Genomic DNA, 25,130 nt, shown 5'->3' on the forward strand with positions numbered 1-25,130 from the left:
CCGATTCATGTCGAACCCAGTACAAACCGGCACTCAGGTTCGCCTCGACAAGTGGCTGTGGGCTGCGCGCTTCTACAAGACCCGCAGTCTGGCGCGGGACCAGATAGACGGCGGCAAGGTGCACTACAACGGCCAGCGCAGCAAACCGGGCAAGCAGGTCGAGGTCGGCGCCCTCATCCGCTTCTGGCAGGGCCAGGACGAGCGGGAGGTGCGAGTGCTAGAGGTGAGCGAGCAGCGCAAATCTGCTCCGCTGGCCCAGCTGCTCTACGAAGAGACCGCCGAAAGCCTGAAACGACGCGCCGACAACAGCGAGGCCCGGCGTTTCAACAGCCAGTTTGCCCCAAGCCCGGAGCGCCGTCCCGACAAACAGGAACGACGCCAGCTTATCAAGGTCAAACAATACTAATCAGCCCTTGTGGCCCTTTTATGACGACAGGCGGAGGAATTAGTTCCTAACCGGCTGTTTAACAATGTTTTTGTTCATATCCCCAAGAAAACCCAGGAATGCATGATGAGTAACCAAGATCTCCTGTATCGCTATCTGTTCGAAGAGTACGAAGTCCGCGGGGAGCTGGTCCAGCTGGACAGCACCTACCGCCACATCGTGGAAGCCCAGAGCTATCCGGTGCAGGTGCAAACGCTGTTGGGTGAACTGCTGGTCGCCACCAGCCTGCTGACCGCCACCCTCAAGTTTGAAGGCTCCATCACGGTGCAGCTGCAAGGGGACGGCCCGGTGCGCCTGGCGGTGATCAACGGCGATCACAACCAGCAACTGCGCGGTGTGGCCCGTTATGAAGGGAAGTTGCCGGAGGATGGCAAGCTGCAGAGCCTGATCGGCAACGGCCAGCTGGTGATCACCATCACCCCGGATCAGGGTGAGCGCTATCAGGGCATCATCGCCCTCGAAGCCGATACCCTGGCAGACTGCCTCGAGCAGTACTTCGCCCAATCCGAGCAGCTCGCCACCCGGCTCTGGATCCGCACCGGCCATCACGAAGGCCAGCCCCGCGCCGCCGGGATCCTGCTGCAGGAACTGCCGGCCCAGAGCGAGGATCACAGCGCCGATTTCGAGCATCTGGAACAGCTCACCAGCACCATCAAGGATGAAGAGCTGTTTGGTCTGGAGGCCGAGGAGATCCTCTATCGCCTCTATCACCAGGACAAGGTACGGGTGTTCGATCCCCAGGCCATCGAGTTCCGCTGCACCTGCTCCCGTGCCCGTTGTGAAGGGGCCTTGCTGCAGATCGGTAAAGAGGAGGCGATGGCCATGGTGCAGGATCTCGGCAAGATCGACATGCACTGTGACTATTGCGGCGCCGAGTACCCATTCGATGGGATCGACGTCGAAACCCTGTTCAGCAGGGCTCCCGGTAATGATGCAAACAAGTTACACTAAATGAAGGCGGGCAAAACCCGCCTTTAACTTAAATAACAAAAAAATACCCTATTTTATAAAGTTTGATGGCGATCGCTAAACTCTACCACCTAGGTGGTAGCATGATCGTCAGATAGAACCCTACAAACCTCTGAACCCAGGAGAATATAATGACTATCGTGGCAGAACCCACCCTGGCCCAACAACTGAAACTGGACCAGTACGGTATCAAAAACAGCCAAGAAATCGTTCGCAACCCCTCTTATGAGCAGCTCTTCGCCGAAGAGACCCGCCCAGACCTAGAAGGATTCGAACGTGGCGTCGTCACCGAGCTGGGCGCCGTCAACGTCAATACCGGCATCTTCACCGGTCGTTCCCCGAAAGATAAATATATCGTCAAAGACGGCACTACCCAGAATACTGTGTGGTGGTCTGACCAGGGCAAGAACGATAACAAGGCCATTACCCCGGAAGTGTGGTCACATCTGAAATCCCTGGTGACCCAGCAGCTCTCCGGCAAGCGCCTGTTCGTGGTGGACGGTTATTGCGGCGCCAACCCGGACACCCGTCTGGCGGTGCGCATCATCACCGAGGTGGCCTGGCAGGCACACTTCGTGAAGAACATGTTCATTCGCCCGAGCGAGGAAGAACTCAAGACCTTCAAGCCGGACTTCGTGGTGATGAACGGTGCCAAGTGCACCAACCCGGATTGGAAAGAACAGGGCCTCAACTCCGAGAACTTCGTCGCCTTCAACATGACCGAGAAGATGCAGCTCATCGGCGGCACCTGGTACGGTGGCGAGATGAAGAAGGGCATGTTCTCCATGATGAACTACTTCCTGCCCCTGCGCGGCATCGCCTCCATGCACTGCTCCGCCAACGTGGGTCAGGACGGCGACGTGGCCATCTTCTTCGGCCTCTCCGGCACTGGCAAGACCACCCTCTCCACCGATCCCAAGCGCCAGCTGATCGGCGATGACGAGCACGGCTGGGACGACAACGGCGTGTTCAACTTCGAGGGGGGCTGCTACGCCAAGACCATCAAGCTCTCCGAGGAGGCTGAGCCGGACATCTACCACGCCATCCGTCGCGATGCGCTGCTGGAGAACGTCACCGTGGCTGCCGACGGTACCATCGACTTCGACGACGGCTCCCGCACCGAGAACACCCGGGTCTCCTACCCCATCTATCACATCGAGAACATCGTCAAGCCGGTCTCCAAGGCGGGTCACGCCACCAAGGTGATCTTCCTGACTGCCGATGCCTTCGGGGTACTGCCCCCGGTCGCCAAGCTGACCAAGGAGCAGACCAAGTACCACTTCCTGTCCGGCTTCACTGCCAAGCTGGCGGGCACCGAGCGTGGCATCACCGAACCGACACCGACCTTCTCCTCTTGTTTCGGCGCGGCCTTCCTCAGCCTGCACCCGACCAAGTACGGTCAGGAGCTGGTGAAGCGGATGGAAGCGGCAGGGGCCGAGGCCTATCTGGTCAACACCGGCTGGAACGGCACCGGCAAGCGCATCTCCATCAAGGACACCCGCGCCATCATCGACGCCATCCTTGACGGCTCCATCGAGCAGGCGCAGACCAAGGTGCTGCCTATCTTCAACCTGGCCGTGCCGACCGCACTGCCGGGGGTGAACACCGAGATCCTCGACCCGCGCGACACCTACGCGAATAAGGCCGACTGGGATACCAAGGCGGTGGATCTGGCGGGGCGCTTCATCAAGAACTTCGAACGTTTCACCGACAACGACGAAGGCAAGCGTCTGGTGGCGGCGGGTCCGCAGCTGTAACGACCAGCCACTTTCCAGGATTGCATACCGGTCAGCCCAGCTGGCCGGTATTTTTTTGGCCAAACCGCAGCGTTTGACTCCCGCGAAGCCTTGCCAGCGGGACGGTAGCGCGTTAGATTCAGCCAAACTTTATACAATATACAATTTTGCAACCTGCCCCGTGACCCCAGCATGAGCCCACCCTACAAGACCCGCACCCAGATGGTGATGGAGAACCTGCGCGGCCGGATCCTGCGCGGCGAGTTCCCCGCCGGCGCCCCCCTGCGCCAGGACGCCATCGCCAGGGAGCTGGCGGTGAGCCGGATCCCGGTGCGAGAAGCCCTGATGCAGCTGGAAGCCCAGGGGTTGGTGAAGTTCGAGGCCCATCGCGGCGCCGTGGTGACCATGCTGGACGCCTCGGCCATCGACGAGCTCTTTTATTTGCGAGCCCTGCTGGAAGCCGATACCCTGTTCCACGCCGTCGACATGATGACGGAGGAGACCTTCGCCAAGGCGCAAGCCATCCTGGCCCAGTTCGATCTGGCGCTGGAGTCCGGTACCCAGGTCGAGCACTGGGCCGAGTTGAACCACAGTTTTCACGCCACCCTCTATCAGGCCGCCAATCGTCCCCAGGCGCTGGAGCTCATCGCCCAGATAAACCTGAGCTGCGATCGCTACGTGCGCTTCGAGCTGCTGTTTGCCCAGGGGGGCGTGGACAAGGCCGAGCGCGAGCACGCCCAGTTGCTGGCGCTGTGTCGCGAACGCCGCAAGCACGAGGCGGTCGTCCTGCTCAGGCAACATATCGAGGCGGCTGGCCAGTCGATCAAACAGATCCTGGCGAGCAGTCAATCCCAGTGAACACTCACATCACCACAATCTGGCAGTAACGACATGAATCATTTCGAGATTATTGAAACCCGCGTCGCCCAGCTCAGGACCACCCTGGCCACCCAGGAACTGGACGCCTTCATCGTCCCTCACGATGACGAGCACCTGGGGGAGTACATCCCCGCCCATGCCGAGCGGCTGGACTGGATCACGGGTTTCAACGGCTCCGCCGGCCTCGCCATCATCCTGGCGCAGCGGGCGGCCCTGTTCATCGACGGTCGTTACACTGTGCAGGCCCGCATGCAGGCACCCGCCGAACTGTTTGAATTCCTCCATCTGAATGAGGATCCCCACGTACAGTGGCTGGCGGAGCAACTGCCGGCTGGCGCCCGGGTCGGCTTCGACGCCCGTCTGCACAGCCTGGCCTGGTACCAGAGCGCCAAGGCGGTGCTGGCGGATCGTGGCATCGAACTGGTACGGGTGGACGAGAATCCCATCGACCCGCTCTGGATCGATCGTCCAGTGCCCGCCAAGAGCCCGGTCATCCTCTACAGCGAGGCGCTGGCGGGCCAGTCGAGCCAGTCCAAACGCGAACAGCTGGCGATGGATCTGCGCAAGCGCGGACTGGATGCCGTGCTGCTGACTCAGGCCGAGCCCATCAACTGGCTGCTCAACCTGCGTGGCCGCGACGTGGAGCGTCTGCCCGTGGTACTGGGCTTCGCGGTACTCTATGCCAACGCCACCATGGATTTCTTCGTCGATACCGACAAGATCGACTGCATCGCCTTCAGCCAGCACGTGGGGCAGGATGTCTCCGTCTACCCCATCGACAAGCTGGGTGACGTGCTGCAGCGCATCGGGGAAGATCAACAGAAGGTGCTGGCCGACCCGAATACCGCCAACGCCTGGACCCAACTCGTGATGGAAGAAGCCGGTGCCATCCTGGTGGCCGGTCAGGATCCCACCATGCTGCCCAAGGCCTGCAAGAATGCCGTGGAGCTGGCCGGCATGCGCGCCGCCCACCTGCGCGATGGGGTTGCCGTCACTCGCTTCCTCGCCTGGCTGGACCGTCTGGTCTCCAGCGGTGAGTTCGAGGGCGTCGATGAAGGTGCCCTGGCGGATCAGCTGGAGTCCTTCCGCAAGGAGCAGGATCACTATGTGGAGCCGAGCTTCGACACCATCTCGGCCCTGGGCCCCAACGCTGCCATGTGCCATTACCGCCACACCAACGGTGTGCCGCGCCCCTTCGGCCAGGACAGCATCTATCTGGTAGACTCCGGCGCCCAGTATCTGGACGGTACCACCGACATCACCCGCACCCTGCGGGTGGGCGAGGTGACCGAGGAGCACAAGGCCATGTTCACCCGGGTGCTGCAAGGCCACATTGCCCTGGATCAGGCCCGCTTCCCTCGCGGCACCGCCGGCATCCAGCTCGACGTGCTGGCCCGCATGCCCCTGTGGCAAGCCGGTTACAACTATGACCACGGTACCGGTCACGGGGTCGGCCACTTCCTGAGTGTGCACGAGGGTCCCCAGCGCATTGCGCCCAAGGGCAGCCTGGTGGCGCTGCAACCGGGCATGGTGCTCTCCAACGAACCGGGCTACTACCGCGAGAACGCCTTCGGCATCCGCTGCGAGAACCTGGTGGTGGTGACCGAGCTGGAGGCGCGCGGCGAGCTGCCGATGCTGGGCTTCGAGCGACTGACCTATGTGCCGTTCGATATCCGCCTCATCGATCGCAGTCTGCTGAGCCAGGATGAGTTCCGCTGGATCAACGACTACCACGTGGAAGTCTTCCGCCGCCTGAGCCCGCTGCTGGAAGGTGAAGATCTCGCCTGGCTGGAGCAGGCGACCAGCCTCATCTGATCGGGGCAATCGAGATACAGTGATGACACAGGGCCCAAGGGCCCTGTTTTTCATTCCCGCCTTGACCTGTATCAAGACCCCGGCCGCCCTGGTCAGGACAATGGCGCCATGAACTCCGAACAGCCAGGCACTCGTCGCAGTGCCCGTGCCAGCCAGGCACCCGATCACCCCAGGCTCAGACGGGAGCAGTTGACGGTCAGCGCCATGATCCGCCTTTACTGCAACCACCATCATCAGGATCCCGACTGCCGGCATTGCCGCCAGCTGCGGGAATTCGCCCACCAGCGGCTGCGTCGCTGCCGTTATGGTCAGGGCCACAAACCCACCTGCGCCAAGTGCGATATCCACTGTTATGCCCCCGCCATGCGCAAGCAGATCCAGCAGATCATGAAATGGAGCGGCCCGCGCATGCTGTGGCATCACCCCTGGCTCGCCCTGCGCCACCTGCTGGACAGCCGCCGCAAGGCCCCCAGGCGTCCCCATGGCAGGCCACTGCCACCGTAAATCCCCTGCCCCTTGCATCGCACCGGCTGGCTCACTACCCTGTGGCTCTTTTTTGACTGCCGCCCGGCAGCAAGTCCCAAGGAGTCAGGATGCACCAGCCCCCCCTATTGAGAGTGGCCCGCCACACCGACATGCACGCCATCGGGCGGCTCGACGTCGAGGTCTTTGGAGAAGATGTCTACCCTCCCTTCTTCTTTCGCCAGGCCATGGACTTGTGGCCGGATCTGCTGATCGTGGCCGAGCGGGATGGCAAGCTGCTGGGTTATGCCCTGGGCGGGCTTGGACAGGATCGGTCGCAGGGCTGGTTGCTCTCTCTGGCCGTGCTGCCGGAAGCTCGTGGCTTCGGGCTCGCCGAACGGATGATGGTGCGAGTCGAACAGGGGCTGGCGGCACTGGCAGCGACAGGAGTCAGGCTGACGGTGGATCCGGCCAACCCGGCCCAGCGTCTCTACTTTCGTCTCGGCTACCAGCAGCTGGCAGAGGAGCCCGGCTATTTCGGCCCGGGGGAGGATCGTCTGCTGCTGGAGAAGCCTCTGTCATGAGGAGATAGCGTGGCAGCGGGCCCCTGGCACATAAATGGTTACATTTTGCCAGTTTCATGCGCGATCAGCTTGGCGTAAAGTTAAGCTCAACGAAGAGATCAACCCGATGCTCGCCCAGGAGGCTCATCATGTTCAAACGTATCGCCATCGTCACCCTGCTGGCCGCGACCACCGCCCTCACGGGTTGTGCCAACAGCGACGTTTACTCCGGTGACGTCTACACCAAGGATCGCGCCAAGCAGGTCCAGACCGTCAGCTACGGCACCATACAGTCCACCCGCCCGGTCAAGATCCAGGCCGATGAGAGCTCGGTACTCGGCACCATAGGTGGCGCCGTGGTCGGCGGCCTGCTGGGCAGCACCATAGGTGGCGGCCGGGGCAGCGACATCGCCGCCGCCGGTGGCGCCATCGCGGGCGCCGCGGCCGGCAAGGCGGCTGGCGACAAGCTCAATCAGGTCGATGGGGTGGAACTCGAGATCAAGAAAGAGAACGGGGAATCCATTGTCGTTGTGCAAAAAGCCAGCCCCACCTTTGTGCCGGGGGCCCGTGTTCGCATGACCCAGGGCAACGGCAGCATCAACGTGGCCGTGGTGAACTGATCCCAGGGCAGCCCCGACTGAAACGAAAAAAGGTGAGCCAAGGCTCACCTTTTTGTTGCTTGTGTCATCACGAAACCATATCGCGAACGGCCCTCAAGCCCCCAGATGCAGCCAGGCCGAGATGGCCAGTTGCAGCCGCACGTAGTCGGCGCTGTGAACTCGGGCAAGGAGTGCGTCCTCTTCTCCCCCCCATTGCGCCAACCAGGCGTGCTGGGTCAGCAGGGCTGGCAACCAGGCGGGGGCTCCCACCAAGGTGGCCGCCGCATCCTTCAGCAGGGTAACCCCCTCCAGAAGACTGGACAGGGCCTGCACCTTGGCCGTGCCGTCAGACTCCAGCCAGAGCTGCTCGTGATGCTGCCAGTGCTGCAACCCGAGAGCGATGCGCACCCCGGCATCCCGGCCCTCCAGATCCGGCAGAGATTGCGGTGCCATCCCCTTGCCGAGCCCCGCCAGCCGGTAGCCACGCTGGGCCTTGGACTGGGCCCCCAACCGGATGCCCCCCAACCCGGCCAGCTCGGCAGCCAAGGCGAACAGGGTACTCGCCTCGCCGGACTTGAGCTCAAGCTCCAGCTCATCGATGACGCTGCGCCCCTGCTCCCCCACTATCTCTCCCCGATCCCAGGCCAGCTCGATCTCGGCTGCCTGGCCCGCCTTCTCAAACGCGATCAACCAGTGACGACGCACGAAATCCGTTTTGAACTGGGCCACCAGCCGGGACTGGATGGCATCACGATGGGCGAGAGCCGGCCAGATCTCGTCGGGGAAGGCTGTCAGGGTCGGCAACTCCCCGCTGACCGGGGCATTGTACTCGGGGCGGGCATGCAGCCCTCCGATCGCCTGACCCCGACACTTGATGGTTTGCTCGGAGAAATCGTCGCTGCGGCGGATGCGCAGCCCCATGTCGAGCCTGCGCAGTGCCAGCTCTGGCGTATCGAAATAGACGTTGCCGAGGCTCGCGCTGCTTGCGGAGATAATATCGAGTTTATTCAGCAGGTTGGAGAGTTGTTCCTGGATGTCCGTGGCGACGAAAAATTTTATCTCGATCTCAGTTTGCATAGTCATTCCGGGCTGGCTGGCAACTTTGGGGGGCATGATCCCCGCCACGAAGATATAATGCCAGCGAAACATCAGGATTAATTCACGGTTTTATTGAGGGCATAGTTCGGTTACCATGCGCCCCTCATGAAATAGTATCGAGTGTTTTTTCACCGACACAGGTTTGGCCATGCCAGTAAATACTATCCTGGGACTTTTCGCGAAGTCCCCCATCAAGCCGCTGCAGAAGCATATCGTCAAGGTTCACGTGTGCTGTGAGCAGTTGATTCCGTTCTTTGATGCCGTTGCCGAAGACCGCTGGGAAGATGCCGAGAAGATCCGGCAGCAGATTGCCCAGTTGGAGAAAGAAGCGGACATCCTCAAACGTGAAATCCGTCTCAAGCTGCCCCGCGGCCTGTTCCTGCCGGTCGCCCGTACCGACCTGCTGGAGATGCTGACCCAGCAGGACAAGATTGCCAACCGTGCCAAGGATATTTCCGGCCGCATGCTTGGCCGTAAAATGGAATTCCCCTCCGAGATGCGTGCCGATTTCATGGCCTATCTCAAACGTTGTATCGATGCGACCGCCCAAGCCGAAAAAGCCATCGGAGAACTCGATGAGCTGCTCGAAACCGGCTTTAAAGGACGTGAAGTTGAAATGGTTGCCGAGATGATCCACCAGCTGGATCTCATCGAGGACGATACTGACACCATGCAGATCGGGCTGCGCCAACAGCTGCAAGCCGTTGAGCACAAATACAATCCGATCGACGTTATGTTCCTCTACAAGATCCTCGAATGGGTAGGTGACCTGGCTGATCAGGCCGAGCGCGTTGGCGCCCGTCTGGAATTGATGCTGGCTCGTTCGTAATCGACTGACAGGGTAAACACTACTAATGGACATTATCGCAAATTACGGCACCACCCTGGTGCTCGTGGCGGCCTTGTTCGGCTTTTTGATGGCCTGGGGAATTGGCGCGAATGACGTTGCCAATGCCATGGGCACATCGGTCGGTACCAAATCCCTGACCATCCGTCAGGCGATCATCATCGCCATGATCTTCGAATTTGCCGGTGCCTATCTGGCCGGTGGCGAAGTGACGGCCACCATCCGCAACGGCATCATCGACAGCAACGCCTTTGCCGACACGCCGGATCTGCTGGTGCTTGGCATGATTGCCTCCCTGCTGGCGGCAGGTCTGTGGCTGATCCTGGCCTCCTACTTCGGCTGGCCCGTCTCCACCACCCACTCCATCATCGGTGCCATCGTCGGCTTCGCCGTGGTGAGCATTGGCCCGGAAGCGGTGCAGTGGAACAAGTTCGGTGGCATCGTCGGCTCCTGGGTGGTGACGCCCGCCATCTCGGGGGTGATCGCTTACTTCATGTTCATCAGCGTGCAGAAGCTCATCTTCAACACCGATGATCCCCTCAACAACGCCAAGCGTTATGTCCCCTTCTACATGTTCCTGACGGCCCTGGTCATCTGCCTGGTCACCATCAAGAAGGGGCTGACCCATGTCGGCCTGCACCTGAGCAATGGCGAGGGGATCCTGCTCTCCATCGCCATCTCCATCGCCGTGGCCTTTGCCGGCTGGCTCTACATTCGCGGTCAGAAGTACAACCCGCAGGATGACAGCAAGATGCACTTCGCCAACGTGGAGAAGGTGTTCGGCATCCTGATGATCATCACCGCCTGTGCCATGGCCTTCGCCCACGGTTCCAACGACGTGGCCAACGCCATCGGTCCGCTCTCCGCGGTCGCCTCCATCGTGGCGGCAGGCGGCGAGATCGGCGGCAGCTCCCACATCGCCTGGTGGATCCTGCCCCTTGGCGGCATAGGCATCGTCATCGGTCTGGCCACCATGGGTGAGAAGGTGATGGCGACCGTCGGCACCGGCATCACCCACCTGACCCCGAGCCGTGGCTTCGCCGCCCAGCTGGCCACCGCCGCCACCGTGGTGATCGCCTCCGGCACCGGCCTGCCCATCTCCACCACCCAGACCCTGGTGGGTGCCGTGATGGGGGTGGGTCTTGCCCGCGGCATTGCGGCCCTGAACCTCGGCGTACTGCGCAACATCGTGGTCTCCTGGGTCATCACCCTGCCCGCTGGCGCCATCCTGGCCATCGCCATCTTCTACGTGCTGCAGGCCTGCTTCTCTTAAGGCGCCTCGCAGCAAAAAGCCCGGGTCAGTGACCCGGGCTTTTTTATATCTCCATTGTCTCGAACAACCGTTCAGGCTTGGCCCATCGAGCCGCTGAAGGGATCTCATCACTCGTCGATAAAGGTCCACTCGTCCCGCACCCGGCTGATGGCATCGAGCCGCCGTTTGCCGAGCTGCTCGCGGATCGCCTCCCCCTTGAAGCCTGCCGCCACTATCTCCTTGACCGGCACGGCCTGGGCCGCCGTCAGTGCCTGGGCCACATAGTCCGGCTCGGCATAGACCCGCTCCTCGAAGCCGGTGCGACCGTGGAAGTCGGCGCGGCAGGTGTCCAGCAGTTGGGCGAAGCGCTCGGGCCTGCGCCAGGCATCCGCCTTGTCGAACAGCTTGAGCAGGGTGGCGGGTTTGAGTTCAAACGCGATGTGGATGTGGGTGTGCAGATCGCTCACCAGCAGCGCCAGATCCCGGCAATCGTTCGGCACCCGAAAGCGCTCGCAGAAATCCCGGATGAGAGGCAGCCCCTTCTGGCCATGGCCGTGATGGCTCGGCCAGAACTCAGGGGGGGTCAGCCCCTTGCCAAAGTCATGGCAAAGCGCCGCGAAGCGCACCGCCAGATCGGGGGAGCGCTGGCAGGCCTGCGTCAGCACCATCATGGTGTGGATGCCGGTGTCTATCTCCGGGTGCCACTTGGCCGGGGCCGGTACCCCGAACAGGGCATCCAGCTCGGGGAACAGCGCCTTGAGGGCACCGCATTCGCGCAGCACCTCGAAGAAGACGGCGGGGGTCGGCCCCAGCAACACCTTCTCCAGCTCCTTCCAGACCCGCTCCGGGGTCAGGTGGGCCAGCTCTCCCGCCGCCGTCATTTGCTGCATCAGAGCCTGGGTCTGTGGGGCCACCACGAAACCCTGGGCATGGAAGCGCGCGGCGAAGCGCGCCACCCGCAGGATGCGCAGGGGATCCTCGGCGAAGGCCGGGGAGACGTGGCGCAGCAACCGGGCCTTCAGGTCCTGCAGACCGCCATAGGGGTCATGCAACTGGCCGCTCTCATCCTCGGCGATGGCGTTGATGGTGAGATCCCGGCGCAGCAAATCTTGTTCTAGCGTGACGTCCGGCGCGGCATGGCAGACAAAACCGGTATAGCCCTGCCCCTGTTTGCGCTCGGTGCGGGCAAGGGCGTACTCCTGCTGGGTCTTGGGATGCAGGAACACCGGAAAATCGCGGCCAACCTGAGTGAAGCCGAGACCCAGCATCTGCTCCACGGTCGCACCGACCACCAGGTGATCCCTGTCCCCCTGCGGCAAGCCCAACAGGCGATCCCGCACCGCTCCCCCAACCAGATAAGTCTGCACACGCACTCTCCTCAATAAACCTGCCTCGATGATACCGCTTTTGCGCCGGGGAGACGATGTCCCCAACTCCGGCATCTCCGTCAGCGGGTGTGATAATTCGACCCCGATCAACCTCGCCATTTGAGCCACCGGGTAGGATGACCCTCTTATGGTATCCGGGTCTTTGACATCCCCGGGGGGAGGCTTTAACCTGCCGCCCATAACAATGGAATGGATCCTTATGTACACACAGTTCTTCGGTCTGTCGGAGCCCCCGTTCTCCATCTCGCCCAACCCCAAATATCTCTATATGAGCGAACGCCATGGGGAGGCCCTGGCCCACCTCAACTACGGGTTGCAGGATGGGGGGGGCTTCGTGCTGCTCACCGGAGAAGTGGGAACGGGCAAGACCACGGTCTCCCGCTGCCTGTTGCAGCAGTTGCCGGTCGACACCGAGATCGCCTACATCCTCAATCCCTCCCTGACCGAGCGGGATCTGCTGGCGGCCATCTGCGACGAGTTCCAGCTGTCCTATGAGAAAGACGCGGGCCTCAAGCCGTTGTTCGACCTCATCCGCGATCAGCTGCTGGCCAACCTGGCGGCAGGCAAACGCACTGTAGTATTGGTGGATGAAGCGCAGCATCTGCTACCAGGCGTGCTGGAACAACTACGTCTGCTCACCAATCTCGAAACCGACGAGAAGAAACTGCTGCAGGTCGTGCTCATCGGCCAGCCAGAGCTGCAACAAATGTTGCGCCAGCCCCTGCTGCGTCAGCTGGCCCAGCGCATCACCGCCCGCTACCACCTGCTGCCGCTGTCGCGCCAGGATGTGGATGCCTATGTGCGCTTCCGCCTGCAGGTGGCCGGCTGCATCCAGCCCATTTTCACTCCCAGAGCGATCCAGACCCTGCACCGCCTCTCCGGCGGCATCCCGCGCCTCATCAACCTCATCTGCGATCGCGCCCTCATCGCCGCCTTCGCCCGTGGCAGCCACAAGATAGTCCATGGCGACATCAGCCAGGCGGCCTTCGAGGTGAGCGGCATTCGTGATGAGGGAAGCTGGCAGTCCGGCCTGACCGTGGCGCTGGTCGGCGCCCTGCTGGTCGCGACCGGCTGGTGGGGTTGGCAGTTCATCGGCGTCTTCCCCACCCGTCCTGTGGTCAAGGTGGAGATCCCGGTCAAGGTGGACGACACGCCGGAGCAGCAGGAGCAATTGACCCGGGCCATCAATCAGGCGATCGAGCCCGATGTGGCCATGCAGAATCTCTACAAGGTGTGGGGCTACCAGGCCGAGCTGGAGGAGGCGACCTGTGACAACGCCCCTCGCGCCGGTCTGCGCTGCCAGGAGGGGGATGCCACCCTGGCGGAGCTGCAAGCCTTGCAACACCCGGCCCTCATCAGCCTGACCGATGCGACCGGCGGTCTCTACTACGCCACCCTGGTGAATCTGGGGCCGGACAAGGCCTCCCTGCTCATCGGCAACCAGAGCTGGCAGGTAGACCGCCAGTGGCTCGCCGATGCCTGGGGAGGGAGCTACACCCTGCTGTGGCGCATGCCCAAAGGCGGCGTGTCGCTCATCGGCAGCAACGCCGGCCCAACCCAGGTGCAATGGCTGGACAATGCCCTCAGCCGCGCCATGCAACAGCCGGATCGCAAGGTGAGCCGCTTCGATGCCGAGCTCAAGAACAAGTTGCAGCAGTTCCAGCGCGAGCAGGGGCTGACCCCGGACGGGATTGCCGGCAGCAACACCCTGCTGCGCCTGAACGTGCAGGCGGGTGAACCCATGCCCAAGCTGGAGGACGATACCTTGCGCGCCGATGTCCCGGTGAAACTGGATGAAATGATGGAGGAGGCCTCCTGATGTCGACCCTGCTCAAAGCCCTGCGCCGGGCCGATCAACCCCAATTCACCCCGCACATGCCGCTCATGGGGCTGCCCGTGAGCCAGGATGAAGAGCCCAACCGCCGCTGGATCTGGTGGCTGCTGGCGCCGCTCGCCCTCGTCATGGGGGCGGGCGCCAACTATGGCTGGCATCTCTATCACCTCAAGCCCATCGAGCAGCAGATCGAAGTGAAAGAGGTGGTGACGCCGCCCTTCGTGCGGGTCGAGCCCAAGCCGATGATCACCCGCCCCCTGCCGCCCCCGCTGCCGGAACCCGTGGTGCAACCCAAGGCGGCCCCGGCCCCCAAGGCAACGGCCAGCGCCACCAACAATGGCCAGAGTCTGGCGGAGCGCATCATGATGGCCCTCAACAACACTCCGCTGGTGGAAGAGTCGACGCCCCAGATCGAGCGTTCGGCCGGGGCCATTCCCCTCGGTGCCCTGCCCGCGGCCATCAAGCAGCAGGTGCCACCGCTGACCTATGGTGCCCACAACTACTCCTCCGATCCGGCCAAGCGGGCCGTGGTGCTCAACGGGCGAGAGCTGCATGAAGGGAGCGAGATTGCCCCCGGGGTCACCCTGATCGCCATCGCCCAGGATGATATAGTGCTGCAGGTCGGCGGCCAGCATGCCAGCCTCAAGGCGCTGCAGGACTGGCGCGGATAACCCCGCCATATCGACAGACCACAAGAGGGAGCCCGAGAGCTCCCCTTTTTAATCAATAAGATGAGCATATCGTGAGCAACCCAGACAACGCCTCCTTCGCCACCCGGATCCTGGACTGGTACCAGATCCATGGCCGCAAGACCCTGCCCTGGCAGCAGGACAAGACCCCCTACCGGGTCTGGATCTCCGAGATCATGCTGCAACAGACCCAGGTTGCGACGGTCATTCCGTATTATCAGCGCTTTATGGAACGCTTCCCCGATGTGCTGGCCCTGGCCGATGCCCCCATCGACGAAGTACTGCACCACTGGACCGGACTCGGCTACTACGCCCGAGCCCGCAACCTGCACAAGGCAGCCCAGGCTATCCGCGATCTGCACGGCGGCCTGTTCCCGGAACGGCTGGAGGAGGTAATGGCCCTGCCAGGGATCGGCCGCTCCACCGCCGGCGCCGTGCTCTCCCTGTCGCTCGGTCAGCCCCACGCCATTCTGGACGGCAACGTGAAGCGGGTACTCACCCGCTGGCTGGCGCTGCCGGGCTGGCCCGGGCAGAAGACTGTGGAGAACACCCTCTGGGATCTGGCGACTCGCCTCACCCCCAGGCTCGGCGTCGCCCAGTACAACCAGGCCATGATGGACATGGGGGCCACCGTCTGTACCCGCAGCAAGCCCGCCTGCGGGCGCTGTCCGGTCCAGAGCGATTGCCAGGGGCTGTCGCAAGGCAACCCCACCGCCTACCCCAACAGCAAGCCCAAGCAGAGCATCCCCGCCCGCACCGGCATCATGCTGATCATCCGCAGCGGCGATCAGCTGTTGCTGGAGAAGCGCCCTCCCCAGGGGATCTGGGGCGGGCTCTACTGCTTCCCGCAGGTGGAGGCACTGCCCGAGGTGGAGGCGCGTTTGCAGGCACTGGGACTGCAGGGCGCCGGCTACCGGGAACTGACTGGTTTTCGTCACACCTTCAGTCACTTCCACCTGGATATCCAGCCTCTGCTGATCGAACTGACTGCCCCGCCGCCCCCGCTGCTCATGGAAGCGGATTCCCGACTCTGGTATAACTTACGCCATCCTGCCGAGGTGGGGTTGGCGGCCGCTACGGCCCGCCTGCTCGCCTACCCGGACTTACAATCCTGAGTTGCAACCACAGAGGTCAACATGAGCCGTACCGTATTCTGCCAGCGTCTGAAGAAAGAGGCGCCGGGTCTCGATTTCCAACTCTACCCCGGTGAGCTCGGCAAGCGGATCTTCGACAACATCAGCAAGGAAGCCTGGACCGAATGGCAGAAAAAGCAGGTGATGCTGATCAACGAGAAAAAGCTGAACATGATGAACCTCGAACATCGTCAGCTGCTGGAAAAAGAGATGGTGAGCTACCTGTTTGAAGCGGGTGAAGTGGCCATCGACGGCTACACCCCTCCCAGCCAGTAACAATTAGCCCTGGGCAGGGGTTCGCCTTCCAGCATCGGGCCGTCAACGGCCACCTCCCTCCTTGCTCAGGGTTCATGAATGACGGGTGGCCCGGCCACCTTGCTTGAGGATTTTATGGGTCGACTTTTTTGGCTGCTGTGCGCCGTGCTGTTTCTCTCTGCCTGCTCCTCTTCCCCCGCCCCCCGCGAAGATGACGAGGACCTGATCAACGGCAAGGACATACGTGGCTTCGAACACATGATCAGTGCCCTCTCTCACAACGTGAACGAGATCTGGGGGCGAGAAGCCTTGTTGGCGGGCAAGTTTGACTACGTCAAATACACGGATCAGTACAAGAGCCGGGCCCACATCGACTTCTCCAGCGGCCACATCATGGTGGAGACCGTCTCCGGACTGGATCCCCGCGCCCACCTGCGCCGTGCCATCATCGAAACCCTGATGACACCGGACGATCCGGCGGAAGTGGATCTTTACTCCGACCGGGAGATCATGCCCGGCGGCGAGCCCTTCCTCTACGGTCAGGTGCTGGACAACCAGGGCCAGCCGATCCGCTCCAGCTGGCGCGCAGAGCGCTATGCGGACTACCTGCTCAACACCGCCATGAAGAAGCGCACCCTCGGTATTCGCAACATCTTCTTCATCGACATCCCCATGGTGGCGAACCATGAGGACAAGCGCGGCTACAAATACGCCAGCATCATCCGCGACGCCTCCCGCAAGTACGGAGTCGCCGAGAGCCTGATCTACGCGGTGATCAAGACCGAGAGCAGCTTCAACCCCTATGCGGTCAGCCACGCCAACGCCTACGGCCTGATGCAGGTGATCCCGGCCACGGCGGGGCGCGACGTCTATGTGCGGGTCAAGGGCAAGAACGGCCAGCCGACCCGGGAGGACTTGTTCAATCCGGCCTACAACATCGACGTGGGCACCGCCTATCTGCACCTGCTGCAGACCGTCTATCTGGCGGATATCCAGGATCCCCAGTCGAGGCGCTATGCAGTGATCTCCGCCTACAACGGCGGGGCCGGAGGGGTGCTCAACACCTTCTCCAGCGACCGCAAGGCGGCCCCCGGCATGATAAACCGGCTCTCCCCCGAGGCGGTCTATCAGGTGCTGACCGAGCAGCATCCCAAAGCAGAAGCCCGTCGCTACCTCTACAAGGTCAATCAGGCCGAGAAGGGGTTCAAGCGCAGCGTGCCCAGCCGGGCCGGCTGACGACCACCCAAAACAGGAAGGGCGCTCATGGAGCGCCCTTCTCGTTGGAGCGGCTTTCGCCGCTTACTTGGTGATGAAGCCACCCTTGCTCGGGGCCGCTGCGCCGACTTTTTCCAGGCGTTCCACCTCGACCTCGGTCTTGTCCCAGCTGTGATCCACTTCGCCACGGATGCGGATCAGATCGTTCGGGCCCACTTCGATGCCACGCCACACATCCCCATCCACTTCCACCTCAACCTCGCCGCTGGCGTCGCGGAACAGGTAGTTCTCGCCACCCAGGTGCTTGGTCAGCTTGCCTTCCAGGGTCACCCAGCTATCGTCACGCTGATCCTTCAACTGGGCAACGGTGATGACATTCTGCTCCTGCGGGCCTGTGTAAGCCGCCATGGCGAAAGAGGATACGGACATCAGGGCCACCAGGCCGATTACGCTTGCTTTGTTCATCTCATGCTCCTGTCGTTGCGGTATGGGGCTATCTTGCCCCCCTGACCGTGAAACAAACGTGAAGCTTCCCCCATGTGGGGGAGCCGAGTGTGACCGAAATCGATTTAATTATACCCCATGGATGCGAAATTAAATTCGGCCAAATACCCTGCGGTGTGGCAAACGGGTCCCCAGCCCGGCGCCATCGAGGAAAAGCCCGCAGGCAAGGCCTGCATCCAATGAGAAAGACGACATGAAAAAATGGTTTCTGTATTTATTGGGACTCTGCGCACTGACGGCCCAGGCCGCCGAGCCGCGTCCCGCCTTCTCCCGCATCGTCATGTTCGGTGACAGCCTCTCCGACACCGGCAAGATGTACGGCAAGATGCGCGGTTATCTCCCCTCCAGCCCTCCTTATTATCAGGGCCGTTTCTCCAACGGTCCGGTCTGGCTGGAGCAGCTGACCCAGCAGTTCCCGGGGCTGACGATCGCCAACGAGGCCGAAGGGGGCGCCACCGCGGTGGCCTACAACAAGATCTCCTGGAACCCCAAGTATCAGGTCATCAACAACCTTGACTACGAGATCACCCAGTTCCTGGAGAAAGACAGCTTCAAGCCTGACGATCTGGTGATCCTCTGGGTCGGCGCCAACGATTATCTGGCCTATGGCTGGAACACCGAGCAGGATGCCAAGCGGGTGCGGGATGTCATCAGCGACTCGGCGAATCGCATGGTGCTCAACGGTGCCAAGCAGATACTGCTGTTCAACCTGCCGGATCTCGGCCAGAACCCCTCGGCACGCAGCCAGAATGTAGTGAAAGCCGCCAGCCATGTCTCGGCCTACCATAACGAACTGCTGTTGAATCTGGCACGCCAGCTGGCGCCCACCGGCCTGGTGAAGCTGTTCGAGATAGACAAGCAATTCGCCGAGATGCTGCGTGAGCCGCAGAACTTCGGCCTGAGCGACACCGAACATGCCTGCTACGGCGGCGGCTATGTGTGGAAGCCATTCGCCTCTCGCAGCGCGGCCAGCAACAACCAGCTCGCGGCTTTCAGCGAGCCAGAGCGCCTCGCCATCGCCGGCAACCCCTTGCTGGCGCAGGCCGTCGCCTCCCCCATGGCACGTCGCAGTGCAAGCGAGCTCAACTGCGAGGGCAAGATGTTCTGGGATCAGGTGCACCCCACCACGGCCGTGCATGCGGCCCTGAGCGAGCGGGCTGGCGCCTTCATCGAGCAGCAGTACGAGTTCATCCCCCAGTGAGGATGCCAAGGCCGACAGCATGTCGGCCTTTTTTGTGTCTGCCCGCTTGAGCAACCTCCAAGCAACTCATATGACCCCCGTCACAAATCGGAGTCATACTGGCCCTCTTCCCGAATAACTCCCCTATGATGGGCATAGTTATCACAATATGTTTTATATCAGTTGCTTGAGGTTCAAAAAAAACGGGCTACGTTTAAACATGTTGTGGCCGGCCACTGGCCCAACCCATACGGCGAGGCGATACGGTTCCAGCCTCCCGACAAACAAAATTGCAGAGGCTTCACATGAAAAAAACACTGATTACCTTGCTGGTTTCAGGCTTGCTTGCGGCCAACGCTCAGGCAGCCGGACAAGACAATACCTGGTATGGCGGTGCCAAATTGGGTTGGTCCAACTTCTACAACTTCGACGAAAGCAACACCATCACCACCACGGACAAGGATGACGACGAAGTCGGCGCCGGTGCCTTCGTGGGTTACCAGATCAACCGGAATCTGGGGGTCGAGCTGGGTTACGACTATCTGGGCAAATACAAATATAGCGGTACCCGTAACGGCGCGGCCTTCAACGATGCCGTCGAGGCCCAGATGGCCCAGCTCTCTCTAAAACTCGGCTTCCCGGTCACCGAGAGCCTGGATCTCTATGGCCGCGTCGGTGGTGGCTATGGCTGGAGCAGCAGCGACGAGCTGGACAATGACAGCCGTGGCATCTTCGTCGGCGCCCTCGGGGCCGAATATGCCCTCAACCTGGACTGGGCCGCCCGCCTCGAATACCAGTACAGCACCCCCTATGGCAGCCGAGATGACACCGGCCTGCGCATGGACAACGGCCTGCTCTCCGTGGCCGCCGTCTATCGCTTCGGTCAGGTTGCACCGGCCCTGCCTGTCGCCGCCCCGGCACCAGAGCCGGTCGTGGTGGACAAGCAGTTCACCCTGAGTTCGGATGTGCTGTTTGACTTCAACAAGGCCACCCTCAAGCCGGAAGCCGGCCAGGCGCTGGACACCCTCTACAACCAGATTGAGGAAGCCAGACCCAAGGATGGTTCCGCCACCGTCATCGGTTACACCGACCGCATCGGTTCCGATGCCTACAACCAGAAGCTCTCCGAGCAGCGGGCACAGACCGTGGCCAACTACCTGATCGGCAAGGGCCTGCCTGCTGGCAAGGTGAACGTGGAAGGGCACGGCAAGAACTCCCCAGTTACCGGCGACAGCTGCACCAGCAAGTCCAAGCGTGAGCTGATCGTCTGCCTGGCCCCGGATCGCCGGGTCGAGGTCAAGGTGCAAGGGGTCTCCGAGGTCCAGCAGTAACCTCGTCCGTATCTGCCAGAAAACAAAACGGGAGGCCTTGGCCTCCCGTTTTTCATGCCGGTCTCAACCGGCTTTGCGCACCTCTGTCGCGATCTGGTCCAGCAACTGTTGCCAACCCTGTCCCAGCTCGTCGACCAGGGTGCCATAGCCATCGGCTGGCAGTACCCGCGCCTGCTGGAAGGGCACGTCCCGCAGCACCACACCGTCCTCCGTCAACAGGCGCCAGCGGCCACTCAGCAAGGCGCGGCCGTCGTGACGTCCCTGGAAGCGCTCTACCGAGATGCTCAGCACCGGGCCCTTGCGGGCCCCGTCCTGACGCACCACCCAGCTAGGCAACCGGCTGGAGAGGCCGCTCAGGGCCAACTGGTTCAGCTGGGCATCCAGCGAGCCCGCCCAGCGGTGGTATTCGGCAAAGTGCAGCTCGTTGCCCTCCAGCTGATAGACCAGGCTCACACGATCCAGCTGCCCCGCCAGGGCGACAGGGCGCAGCACCAGCTGATGCTGGGGTTTAGTCGCCATCAGCGGCGCGGGCTGGCTGCCCGTATCGAGCGAATAATAGTGCAGGCTGGCAGGGGCCGAGCTGCAACCCGCCAACAGGCCCAGCAAGGCCAGGGTCATCATCCTTTTTTTCATCATTTTCCTCGCTGGGGCTCAGGATCCTGGGGACGAGAGCGATCGAAGATCAGTGAACTCGGTTGCTCGTTCAGGGAATGTACCAGGGGCTGCAATTCGCCCATCAGCTGGTTGAGGGATTGCACCGACTGACGCAACTCCTGATTGGTCTGGGAGCTGGCATCATAGGTTTGCAACGTCTCCTGCAACTGCTTGAGGCTCTCATTGAGCGAGGCCGGCAACTGCTGGGTCGAGTCCTGACCGGTAAACTGCTCCAGATTGGCACTCACGGCGCTGACGTGCTTGAGGGTCTTGTCCAGAGTCGCCAGAGTGCTGTTGACCTGTGTGAGTGTGGTGGTCATGTCCATGTCGACGAACTTGTCGAGGATGAGGTTCACCTTGCGCTCTATCTGATCCAGCCCGGCCTGCACGGTCGGGAACACCTGATAACCCGCCACCTTGACCGATTTGTAGGCCGGCACATCCGGGTAGAAGTTGAGATCCACCACCTTGCCACCAGTCAGCAGGTTCGAGGTCTTGAGGGATGCCCGCAAGCCTTCCTTGAACTGCTTGCTGAACAGGGCGCGCCACTGTTCCTTCTCCGCATTGGCATAGCGATGGGAAAGCCGCTGCACCTCGATGCGGGCCAGCACAGGGATCTCGCGATTCTTGAACAGCTGCACGCCCTTGTCATCGATGAGATAGGGGGCCGAGATCACGGTACCCACCCGGATGCCGCGATATTGCACCGCCGCACCGGGATGCAGGCCACCCACGTTGTCCTCGAACAGGAAGACGTAATCGATGAACTGATCCAGGCTACCGGCCAGCACGCTCGCCTCGTCCTGGAACAGCACGAACTCGTCATGCTGTTTGGCCGGTTCACCGGGGTACCAGCCAGGCGGCAGCCCCATGGTGATGCCGCCGTCGAGCAACGTCTCCAGCGAGTCCATCTTGACCTTCATGCCCTCGCTGCTCATGGAGACCTCGAAGCCCGGGGTCAACCAGAAGCGGGAGTTGCTGCTTACCAGAGTGTCATAGGGTGCATTGATGAAGAGCTGATACTCCATCTCGCTCTTCTCTGGCAGGAACTTGGCCTCTTCCACCTGACCGATGGTGAAGCCCTGGTAGTTGATGGGCGATCCCACCCCCAGGGCACGCGCATCGCGGCTACTGAGGGAGAGCCGCAGCCCCTTGGCATCCAGCGAAGCCAGAGGCGGCCTGTCCAGCATAGCATAGGTGTTGAGCGCCTTGCCCTTCTTGCCGGGGGAGAGCTCGATATAGGCGCCGGAGAGCAGGGTGCCGAGGCCGGAGACCCCTTCCCGTCCAACCCTGGGCTTGACCACCCAGAACTGGCTGTCTTTCTTGAGCATGCCAGCGGCGGCATTGCTCAGCCGCCCCTTGAGCACGGCGTGACTGTAGTCGTCGCTGAGCTCCACCGCTTCGATGCGGCCCACCTCCACCTCGCGGGAGCGGATCACCGTCTTGCCCGCGACTATGCCCTCGGCCGTGGCCACGGTCAGGGTGAAGCTGGGGCCTTGCGAATACCAATGCTGGAACAGCATCCAGGCACCGATGAACAGCGCCAGCAGCGGCACCATCCAGATTGCGGCGGCCGAGCTCAGAAAGTCCGAGCCGGGTTTCCACCTTGTCTTACGCTCACTCACGTTCGCGCTCTCCTTGTTGTAAATCCCAGATCAGACGGGAATCGAAACTCATGGCGGCCACCATGGTGATCAGCACGACGCCGGCAAAGGCGACGGCGGCGGGGCCAGGATAGATGGACATCAGATTATCGAGCCGGATGAGACCGGCCAGGATGGCCACCACGAAGACGTCGATCATCGACCAGCGTCCCACAAATTCGGTCATGCGATAGAGCTTGAGCTTGCGCAGGGGCGAGGCGCCCTGGCCCCGCTGCACCACAAAGCAGAGCCACAACAGCGCCAGGATCTTCACCAGGGGGATGACCACGCTGGCGAAGAAGATGACGGCGGCGATGGGATAGGAACCCAGCGCCCACAGCAGCACCACCCCGCCCAGTATGGTCGAGGGGCTGTCGTCACCCAGAAACACCGTGTCCATGATGGGATAGACGTTAGCGGGAATGTAGAGGATCACCGAGGTGATCAGCAGCGCCCAGGTCCGGTTCAGCCCACCTGGCTTGCGCGCATGGAGGTGATCGCCGCAGCGCGGGCAACGGTCGGTACCGGCCTCGCTCAGGGCGCCGCAGATGTGGCAGCCAACCAGTCCGGATGCCATGGCGCTCGCCTCGGGATCCAGCTCCCTCGGCTCGGTCTGGCCAAACAGCCGTTGCCACAGCCACATCCTGTCCAGCGATGACATCATCTTGATGAGCAGCAGCGTATAGCCGACGAAAGCCCAGAACGACAGCCCCATCTTGATGTCCGCCATGCCCATCAGCTTGACCAGGGAGATGAGCACCCCGATCAGGAAGACATCCACCATCAGCCAGGGCCGGATCCGGCACAGCAAACGGCCGAGGGAGCGCAGTGCACGGCTGTGCATATCCTTGTCGATGCGCCACAGCACCAGCATGATGGAGCCCACATAGACCAGAGGCAGACCGATCAGGGTCAGGCTCAACACGGCGCCGAGGAACAGATAGCCTTGCTCCACCAGGGTGGTAATGCACTGCAGGAAGGTCATCTCCTGCCCCAACCCGTTGGATGAGAACGACATGAAGGTGAAGGTGTTGGAGAGCACGAACATGATGAGGGCGGCAAAACCATAGGCCAGCGGCCTGCGCTCCTGCTCGGGCAGGTGTCGGCTCAGGGTGTGACCGCAACGGGGGCAACTGCTCGTCTCCCCCACCGCGAGGGAGGTGGCCGGGACCAGCAGATCGCACTCTTCACAGGCCGTCGCGTCATGGGTATAAGTCATTGGATTTGAAACCGGATGCAAGATAGGATCCCAGCGGAGGCCTGTCACGGCCAGAGCGGTCAATTATCGCAGCCGCCGCCCTGAACCACCAGCCCTGTTCTTTGGGGCATTAAGCCCTCATCTAGGAAAAGAGAATGGCTTTGACAAGCCTGTAACCATTTAGCACAATCAAACGCCACTTTTCTTCGCGGGACAATAATTTATGACAACTGAATCCCCAAGCTACTCCACGATTGAGCAAGCATTCTCACTTGGAAATGGGCAGGATTCCGCCCTCAACTGGTTGCGCAAAAATCGCAGTCAGGTCGCCATCTTCCTGGTGAGCGGCATCAAGCTGGAGGGGACCATCAGCGGCTTCGACCAGTACAGCGTGCTGTTGACCGATGCCCATGGCAACCAGCAGCTGGTTTACAAGGCCAAGATCTCCACCATCGCCATGCACTCCGGTCGCCCGGCCGTGAGCATCCAGCGTGCCCGCAAGCCCCGCGTCTCCATGGCGCCGCGCCCCCACGGTGCACCGAGTCGCTATGACGACAATCAGGGCGGCAGCAGCGAGCAATAAGGCTCGCTCTTTTCCTGCCCCGCGCTTCGCCACGTCATCTCCTGGCGCAAGTGACCGTCCACTCTCATGTTTATCGCCTGTCCCGTATGAGAGTGGACGTTTTACCCCGGGTGGCCAGACCCGCCCCCTCCCGACTCAGTAGCTCAATCCGACCGGCTTTCCTGCCTTGACCATGCACACCTGCATGCCCGCCGCCTGACCGGCCTGGGCACCTATGCCCGTGTCTTCGAATACCAGACATTGACCCGGCTCGACCCCGAGGCGACGCGCCACCAGCAGGAAGGTGTCCGGATGGGGTTTGTGCAGCTCGACATCGTCGGCGGTGACCACCACCGGGAAGTAGCGATCCAATCCGGTATTGCGCAGCACGGCCTCGGCATTGACCCGGGGAGATCCCGTCCCAATCCCCATGGGAATGAGGCCATGATAGCGCTCCACCAGTTCCAGCATGGCCGGGAAAGGCGTCGCCTTGTGCAGGTTGGCCACATAGTGCTCCGTCTTGCAGCGGGTCACGACCAGAGGATCCAGCACAATCTGCTGATCCTCGGCCACCAGCAGGGCTATCTTGCGGCTCGGCATGCCCCCCAGCTCATAAAACCACTCCCCATCGAAGCGGAAGCCAAATTCCCGTGCGGTATGCTCCCACGCGGCCAGGTGCAGCGGCATGGAGTCCACCAGGGTTCCGTCGAGGTCGAAAACCAGGCCTTTAAATCCGGAGAGGGTCATGATGCGGGATCTGTCGTTGAAAAATGGGCCCCCATTCTAGCCAGAGCCGGGGCATCTCGCCATGCGCCCGAGGACGAGAAACGCTTGCGGCCCCATTTATGATGATGGGATCACACTCGTCGAAGCCCGTGA

At 61.9% G+C, this 25,130-nt stretch carries 25 protein-coding genes; 18 read left to right on the forward strand and 7 right to left on the reverse strand.

The annotated features are described in order from the left end of the window. The first annotated feature begins 7 nt into the window (after positions 1-7). The 8 genes from hslR to ACW5W7_RS11670 all read left to right on the forward strand — a co-directional run bounded on the left by hslR (position 8) and on the right by ACW5W7_RS11670 (position 7,489). Complete coding sequence (hslR, locus tag ACW5W7_RS11635; RefSeq protein WP_434665503.1) at positions 8-406, forward strand: ribosome-associated heat shock protein Hsp15; 399 nt, start codon at positions 8-10, stop codon at positions 404-406. Between the two features lie 105 nt (positions 407-511). Then, entirely contained in the window at positions 512-1,396 is an 885-nt protein-coding gene (gene hslO / locus ACW5W7_RS11640; protein ID WP_456501815.1) for an Hsp33 family molecular chaperone HslO, read from the forward strand. Between the two features lie 149 nt (positions 1,397-1,545). Beyond that, positions 1,546-3,171: a phosphoenolpyruvate carboxykinase (ATP) gene (gene pckA / locus ACW5W7_RS11645; protein WP_456501816.1), complete on the forward strand. Its 1,626-nt coding sequence runs from the start codon at positions 1,546-1,548 to the stop codon at positions 3,169-3,171. A 171-nt stretch (positions 3,172-3,342) separates the two neighbouring features. Continuing rightward, entirely contained in the window at positions 3,343-4,008 is a 666-nt protein-coding gene (locus ACW5W7_RS11650; protein ID WP_349920913.1) for a GntR family transcriptional regulator, read from the forward strand. 33 nt (positions 4,009-4,041) lie between these two features. Then, entirely contained in the window at positions 4,042-5,844 is a 1,803-nt protein-coding gene (locus ACW5W7_RS11655) for an aminopeptidase P family protein (protein ID WP_456501817.1), read from the forward strand. 108 nt (positions 5,845-5,952) lie between these two features. Continuing rightward, a complete protein-coding gene (locus tag ACW5W7_RS11660) occupies positions 5,953-6,348 on the forward strand; it encodes a nitrous oxide-stimulated promoter family protein (protein WP_349920911.1) in 396 nt (131 codons plus the stop codon). A gap of 89 nt (positions 6,349-6,437) precedes the next feature. Next, on the forward strand, positions 6,438-6,890 hold the full coding sequence (locus ACW5W7_RS11665) for a GNAT family N-acetyltransferase (RefSeq protein ID WP_434665492.1): 453 nt from the start codon (positions 6,438-6,440) through the stop codon (positions 6,888-6,890). A 128-nt stretch (positions 6,891-7,018) separates the two neighbouring features. Then, a complete protein-coding gene (locus tag ACW5W7_RS11670; protein WP_456501818.1) occupies positions 7,019-7,489 on the forward strand; it encodes a glycine zipper 2TM domain-containing protein in 471 nt (156 codons plus the stop codon). A gap of 93 nt (positions 7,490-7,582) precedes the next feature. On the opposite strand, the gene ACW5W7_RS11675 is transcribed toward ACW5W7_RS11670, so the two are convergent. Beyond that, positions 7,583-8,545: a CYTH domain-containing protein gene (locus tag ACW5W7_RS11675; RefSeq protein WP_456501819.1), complete on the reverse strand. Its 963-nt coding sequence runs from the start codon at positions 8,543-8,545 to the stop codon at positions 7,583-7,585. A gap of 169 nt (positions 8,546-8,714) precedes the next feature. Between ACW5W7_RS11675 and ACW5W7_RS11680 the strand changes: the two genes are divergently transcribed. Together ACW5W7_RS11680 and ACW5W7_RS11685 are read left to right on the forward strand one after the other, a co-directional pair. Then, entirely contained in the window at positions 8,715-9,395 is a 681-nt protein-coding gene (locus ACW5W7_RS11680; protein ID WP_349920907.1) for a TIGR00153 family protein, read from the forward strand. Positions 9,396-9,420: 25 nt separating this feature from the next. After that, positions 9,421-10,686 (forward strand): inorganic phosphate transporter, encoded by a 1,266-nt coding sequence (locus ACW5W7_RS11685; protein WP_349920906.1) that lies wholly within the window; start codon positions 9,421-9,423, stop codon positions 10,684-10,686. A gap of 107 nt (positions 10,687-10,793) precedes the next feature. Here the strand turns inward: ACW5W7_RS11685 and ACW5W7_RS11690 are convergent, their stop codons facing one another. Next, a complete protein-coding gene (locus ACW5W7_RS11690; RefSeq protein WP_456501820.1) occupies positions 10,794-12,032 on the reverse strand; it encodes a multifunctional CCA addition/repair protein in 1,239 nt (412 codons plus the stop codon). Positions 12,033-12,252: 220 nt separating this feature from the next. Here ACW5W7_RS11690 and ACW5W7_RS11695 point away from each other — a divergent pair, with 220 nt between their 5' ends. The 5 genes from ACW5W7_RS11695 to mltC all read left to right on the forward strand — a co-directional run bounded on the left by ACW5W7_RS11695 (position 12,253) and on the right by mltC (position 17,200). Further along, positions 12,253-13,872 (forward strand): ExeA family protein, encoded by a 1,620-nt coding sequence (locus tag ACW5W7_RS11695; protein WP_456501821.1) that lies wholly within the window; start codon positions 12,253-12,255, stop codon positions 13,870-13,872. Further along, positions 13,872-14,558, forward strand: coding sequence for a GspB family T2SS assembly factor variant ExeB (gene exeB, locus ACW5W7_RS11700; RefSeq protein ID WP_349920903.1), 687 nt, complete (start codon positions 13,872-13,874; stop codon positions 14,556-14,558). Before ACW5W7_RS11695 ends, exeB begins: the two co-directional genes overlap by 1 nt. Before the next feature lie 71 nt (positions 14,559-14,629). Then, on the forward strand, positions 14,630-15,691 hold the full coding sequence (gene mutY / locus ACW5W7_RS11705) for an A/G-specific adenine glycosylase (RefSeq protein WP_456501822.1): 1,062 nt from the start codon (positions 14,630-14,632) through the stop codon (positions 15,689-15,691). 21 nt (positions 15,692-15,712) lie between these two features. Further along, positions 15,713-15,985 carry an oxidative damage protection protein gene (locus tag ACW5W7_RS11710; protein ID WP_139433930.1) on the forward strand — a complete coding sequence of 91 codons (273 nt, stop codon included), beginning with the start codon at positions 15,713-15,715 and terminating at the stop codon, positions 15,983-15,985. Between the two features lie 114 nt (positions 15,986-16,099). Further along, positions 16,100-17,200, forward strand: a complete 1,101-nt coding sequence (gene mltC, locus ACW5W7_RS11715) for a membrane-bound lytic murein transglycosylase MltC (RefSeq protein ID WP_456501823.1) — start codon at positions 16,100-16,102, stop codon at positions 17,198-17,200. A 63-nt stretch (positions 17,201-17,263) separates the two neighbouring features. Here mltC and ACW5W7_RS11720 read toward each other — a convergent pair whose 3' ends face one another. Beyond that, positions 17,264-17,644, reverse strand: a complete 381-nt coding sequence (locus ACW5W7_RS11720; protein WP_456501824.1) for a YgiW/YdeI family stress tolerance OB fold protein — start codon at positions 17,642-17,644, stop codon at positions 17,264-17,266. 232 nt (positions 17,645-17,876) lie between these two features. On the opposite strand from ACW5W7_RS11720, the gene ACW5W7_RS11725 reads away from it, so the two are divergent. Continuing rightward, a complete protein-coding gene (locus ACW5W7_RS11725; protein WP_456501825.1) occupies positions 17,877-18,884 on the forward strand; it encodes an SGNH/GDSL hydrolase family protein in 1,008 nt (335 codons plus the stop codon). A 284-nt stretch (positions 18,885-19,168) separates the two neighbouring features. Continuing rightward, the gene (ompA, locus tag ACW5W7_RS11730) at positions 19,169-20,194 is read left to right on the forward strand and encodes a porin OmpA (RefSeq protein ID WP_456501826.1); all 1,026 of its coding nucleotides are present in this window, start codon (positions 19,169-19,171) and stop codon (positions 20,192-20,194) included. Between the two features lie 63 nt (positions 20,195-20,257). Here ompA and ACW5W7_RS11735 read toward each other — a convergent pair whose 3' ends face one another. Genes ACW5W7_RS11735 through ACW5W7_RS11745 form a run of 3 tightly spaced genes read right to left on the reverse strand, consistent with a single transcriptional unit; the run spans position 20,258 to position 23,710 of the window. Then, positions 20,258-20,827: a PqiC family protein gene (locus ACW5W7_RS11735; RefSeq protein ID WP_456501827.1), complete on the reverse strand. Its 570-nt coding sequence runs from the start codon at positions 20,825-20,827 to the stop codon at positions 20,258-20,260. Continuing rightward, positions 20,827-22,473 (reverse strand): intermembrane transport protein PqiB, encoded by a 1,647-nt coding sequence (gene pqiB / locus ACW5W7_RS11740; RefSeq protein WP_456501828.1) that lies wholly within the window; start codon positions 22,471-22,473, stop codon positions 20,827-20,829. Before pqiB ends, ACW5W7_RS11735 begins: the two co-directional genes overlap by 1 nt. Beyond that, positions 22,466-23,710 (reverse strand): PqiA/YebS family transporter subunit, encoded by a 1,245-nt coding sequence (locus ACW5W7_RS11745; RefSeq protein ID WP_456501829.1) that lies wholly within the window; start codon positions 23,708-23,710, stop codon positions 22,466-22,468. Before ACW5W7_RS11745 ends, pqiB begins: the two co-directional genes overlap by 8 nt. Before the next feature lie 202 nt (positions 23,711-23,912). Between ACW5W7_RS11745 and hfq the strand changes: the two genes are divergently transcribed. After that, positions 23,913-24,272: an RNA chaperone Hfq gene (gene hfq, locus ACW5W7_RS11750; protein ID WP_010675750.1), complete on the forward strand. Its 360-nt coding sequence runs from the start codon at positions 23,913-23,915 to the stop codon at positions 24,270-24,272. Between the two features lie 135 nt (positions 24,273-24,407). On the opposite strand, the gene ACW5W7_RS11755 is transcribed toward hfq, so the two are convergent. Next, entirely contained in the window at positions 24,408-24,998 is a 591-nt protein-coding gene (locus tag ACW5W7_RS11755; protein ID WP_456501830.1) for an HAD family hydrolase, read from the reverse strand. Positions 24,999-25,130 lie beyond the last annotated feature (132 nt).

The sequence above is a fragment of the Aeromonas intestinalis genome, assembly GCF_054052485.1.

Bases quoted from the DNA above. Each gene is read 5' to 3' on its own strand.
- ACW5W7_RS11725 (WP_456501825.1), top strand. From the start codon at position 17,877: ATGAAAAAATGGTTTCTGTATTTATTGGGACTCTGCGCACTGACGGCC.
- ACW5W7_RS11735 (WP_456501827.1), bottom strand. From the start codon at position 20,827: ATGAAAAAAAGGATGATGACCCTGGCCTTGCTGGGCCTGTTGGCGGGT.
- exeB (WP_349920903.1), top strand. From the start codon at position 13,872: ATGTCGACCCTGCTCAAAGCCCTGCGCCGGGCCGATCAACCCCAATTC.
- pckA (WP_456501816.1), top strand. From the start codon at position 1,546: ATGACTATCGTGGCAGAACCCACCCTGGCCCAACAACTGAAACTGGAC.
- ACW5W7_RS11710 (WP_139433930.1), top strand. From the start codon at position 15,713: ATGAGCCGTACCGTATTCTGCCAGCGTCTGAAGAAAGAGGCGCCGGGT.
- hslO (WP_456501815.1), top strand. From the start codon at position 512: ATGAGTAACCAAGATCTCCTGTATCGCTATCTGTTCGAAGAGTACGAA.
- ACW5W7_RS11655 (WP_456501817.1), top strand. From the start codon at position 4,042: ATGAATCATTTCGAGATTATTGAAACCCGCGTCGCCCAGCTCAGGACC.
- ACW5W7_RS11695 (WP_456501821.1), top strand. From the start codon at position 12,253: ATGTACACACAGTTCTTCGGTCTGTCGGAGCCCCCGTTCTCCATCTCG.
- ACW5W7_RS11685 (WP_349920906.1), top strand. From the start codon at position 9,421: ATGGACATTATCGCAAATTACGGCACCACCCTGGTGCTCGTGGCGGCC.
- ACW5W7_RS11670 (WP_456501818.1), top strand. From the start codon at position 7,019: ATGTTCAAACGTATCGCCATCGTCACCCTGCTGGCCGCGACCACCGCC.
- ACW5W7_RS11665 (WP_434665492.1), top strand. From the start codon at position 6,438: ATGCACCAGCCCCCCCTATTGAGAGTGGCCCGCCACACCGACATGCAC.
- mltC (WP_456501823.1), top strand. From the start codon at position 16,100: ATGGGTCGACTTTTTTGGCTGCTGTGCGCCGTGCTGTTTCTCTCTGCC.
- ACW5W7_RS11720 (WP_456501824.1), bottom strand. From the start codon at position 17,644: ATGAACAAAGCAAGCGTAATCGGCCTGGTGGCCCTGATGTCCGTATCC.
- hslR (WP_434665503.1), top strand. From the start codon at position 8: ATGTCGAACCCAGTACAAACCGGCACTCAGGTTCGCCTCGACAAGTGG.
- ACW5W7_RS11660 (WP_349920911.1), top strand. From the start codon at position 5,953: ATGAACTCCGAACAGCCAGGCACTCGTCGCAGTGCCCGTGCCAGCCAG.
- ACW5W7_RS11650 (WP_349920913.1), top strand. From the start codon at position 3,343: ATGAGCCCACCCTACAAGACCCGCACCCAGATGGTGATGGAGAACCTG.
- hfq (WP_010675750.1), top strand. From the start codon at position 23,913: ATGACAACTGAATCCCCAAGCTACTCCACGATTGAGCAAGCATTCTCA.
- ACW5W7_RS11745 (WP_456501829.1), bottom strand. From the start codon at position 23,710: ATGACTTATACCCATGACGCGACGGCCTGTGAAGAGTGCGATCTGCTG.
- ACW5W7_RS11755 (WP_456501830.1), bottom strand. From the start codon at position 24,998: ATGACCCTCTCCGGATTTAAAGGCCTGGTTTTCGACCTCGACGGAACC.
- ACW5W7_RS11680 (WP_349920907.1), top strand. From the start codon at position 8,715: ATGCCAGTAAATACTATCCTGGGACTTTTCGCGAAGTCCCCCATCAAG.
- ompA (WP_456501826.1), top strand. From the start codon at position 19,169: ATGAAAAAAACACTGATTACCTTGCTGGTTTCAGGCTTGCTTGCGGCC.
- ACW5W7_RS11675 (WP_456501819.1), bottom strand. From the start codon at position 8,545: ATGCAAACTGAGATCGAGATAAAATTTTTCGTCGCCACGGACATCCAG.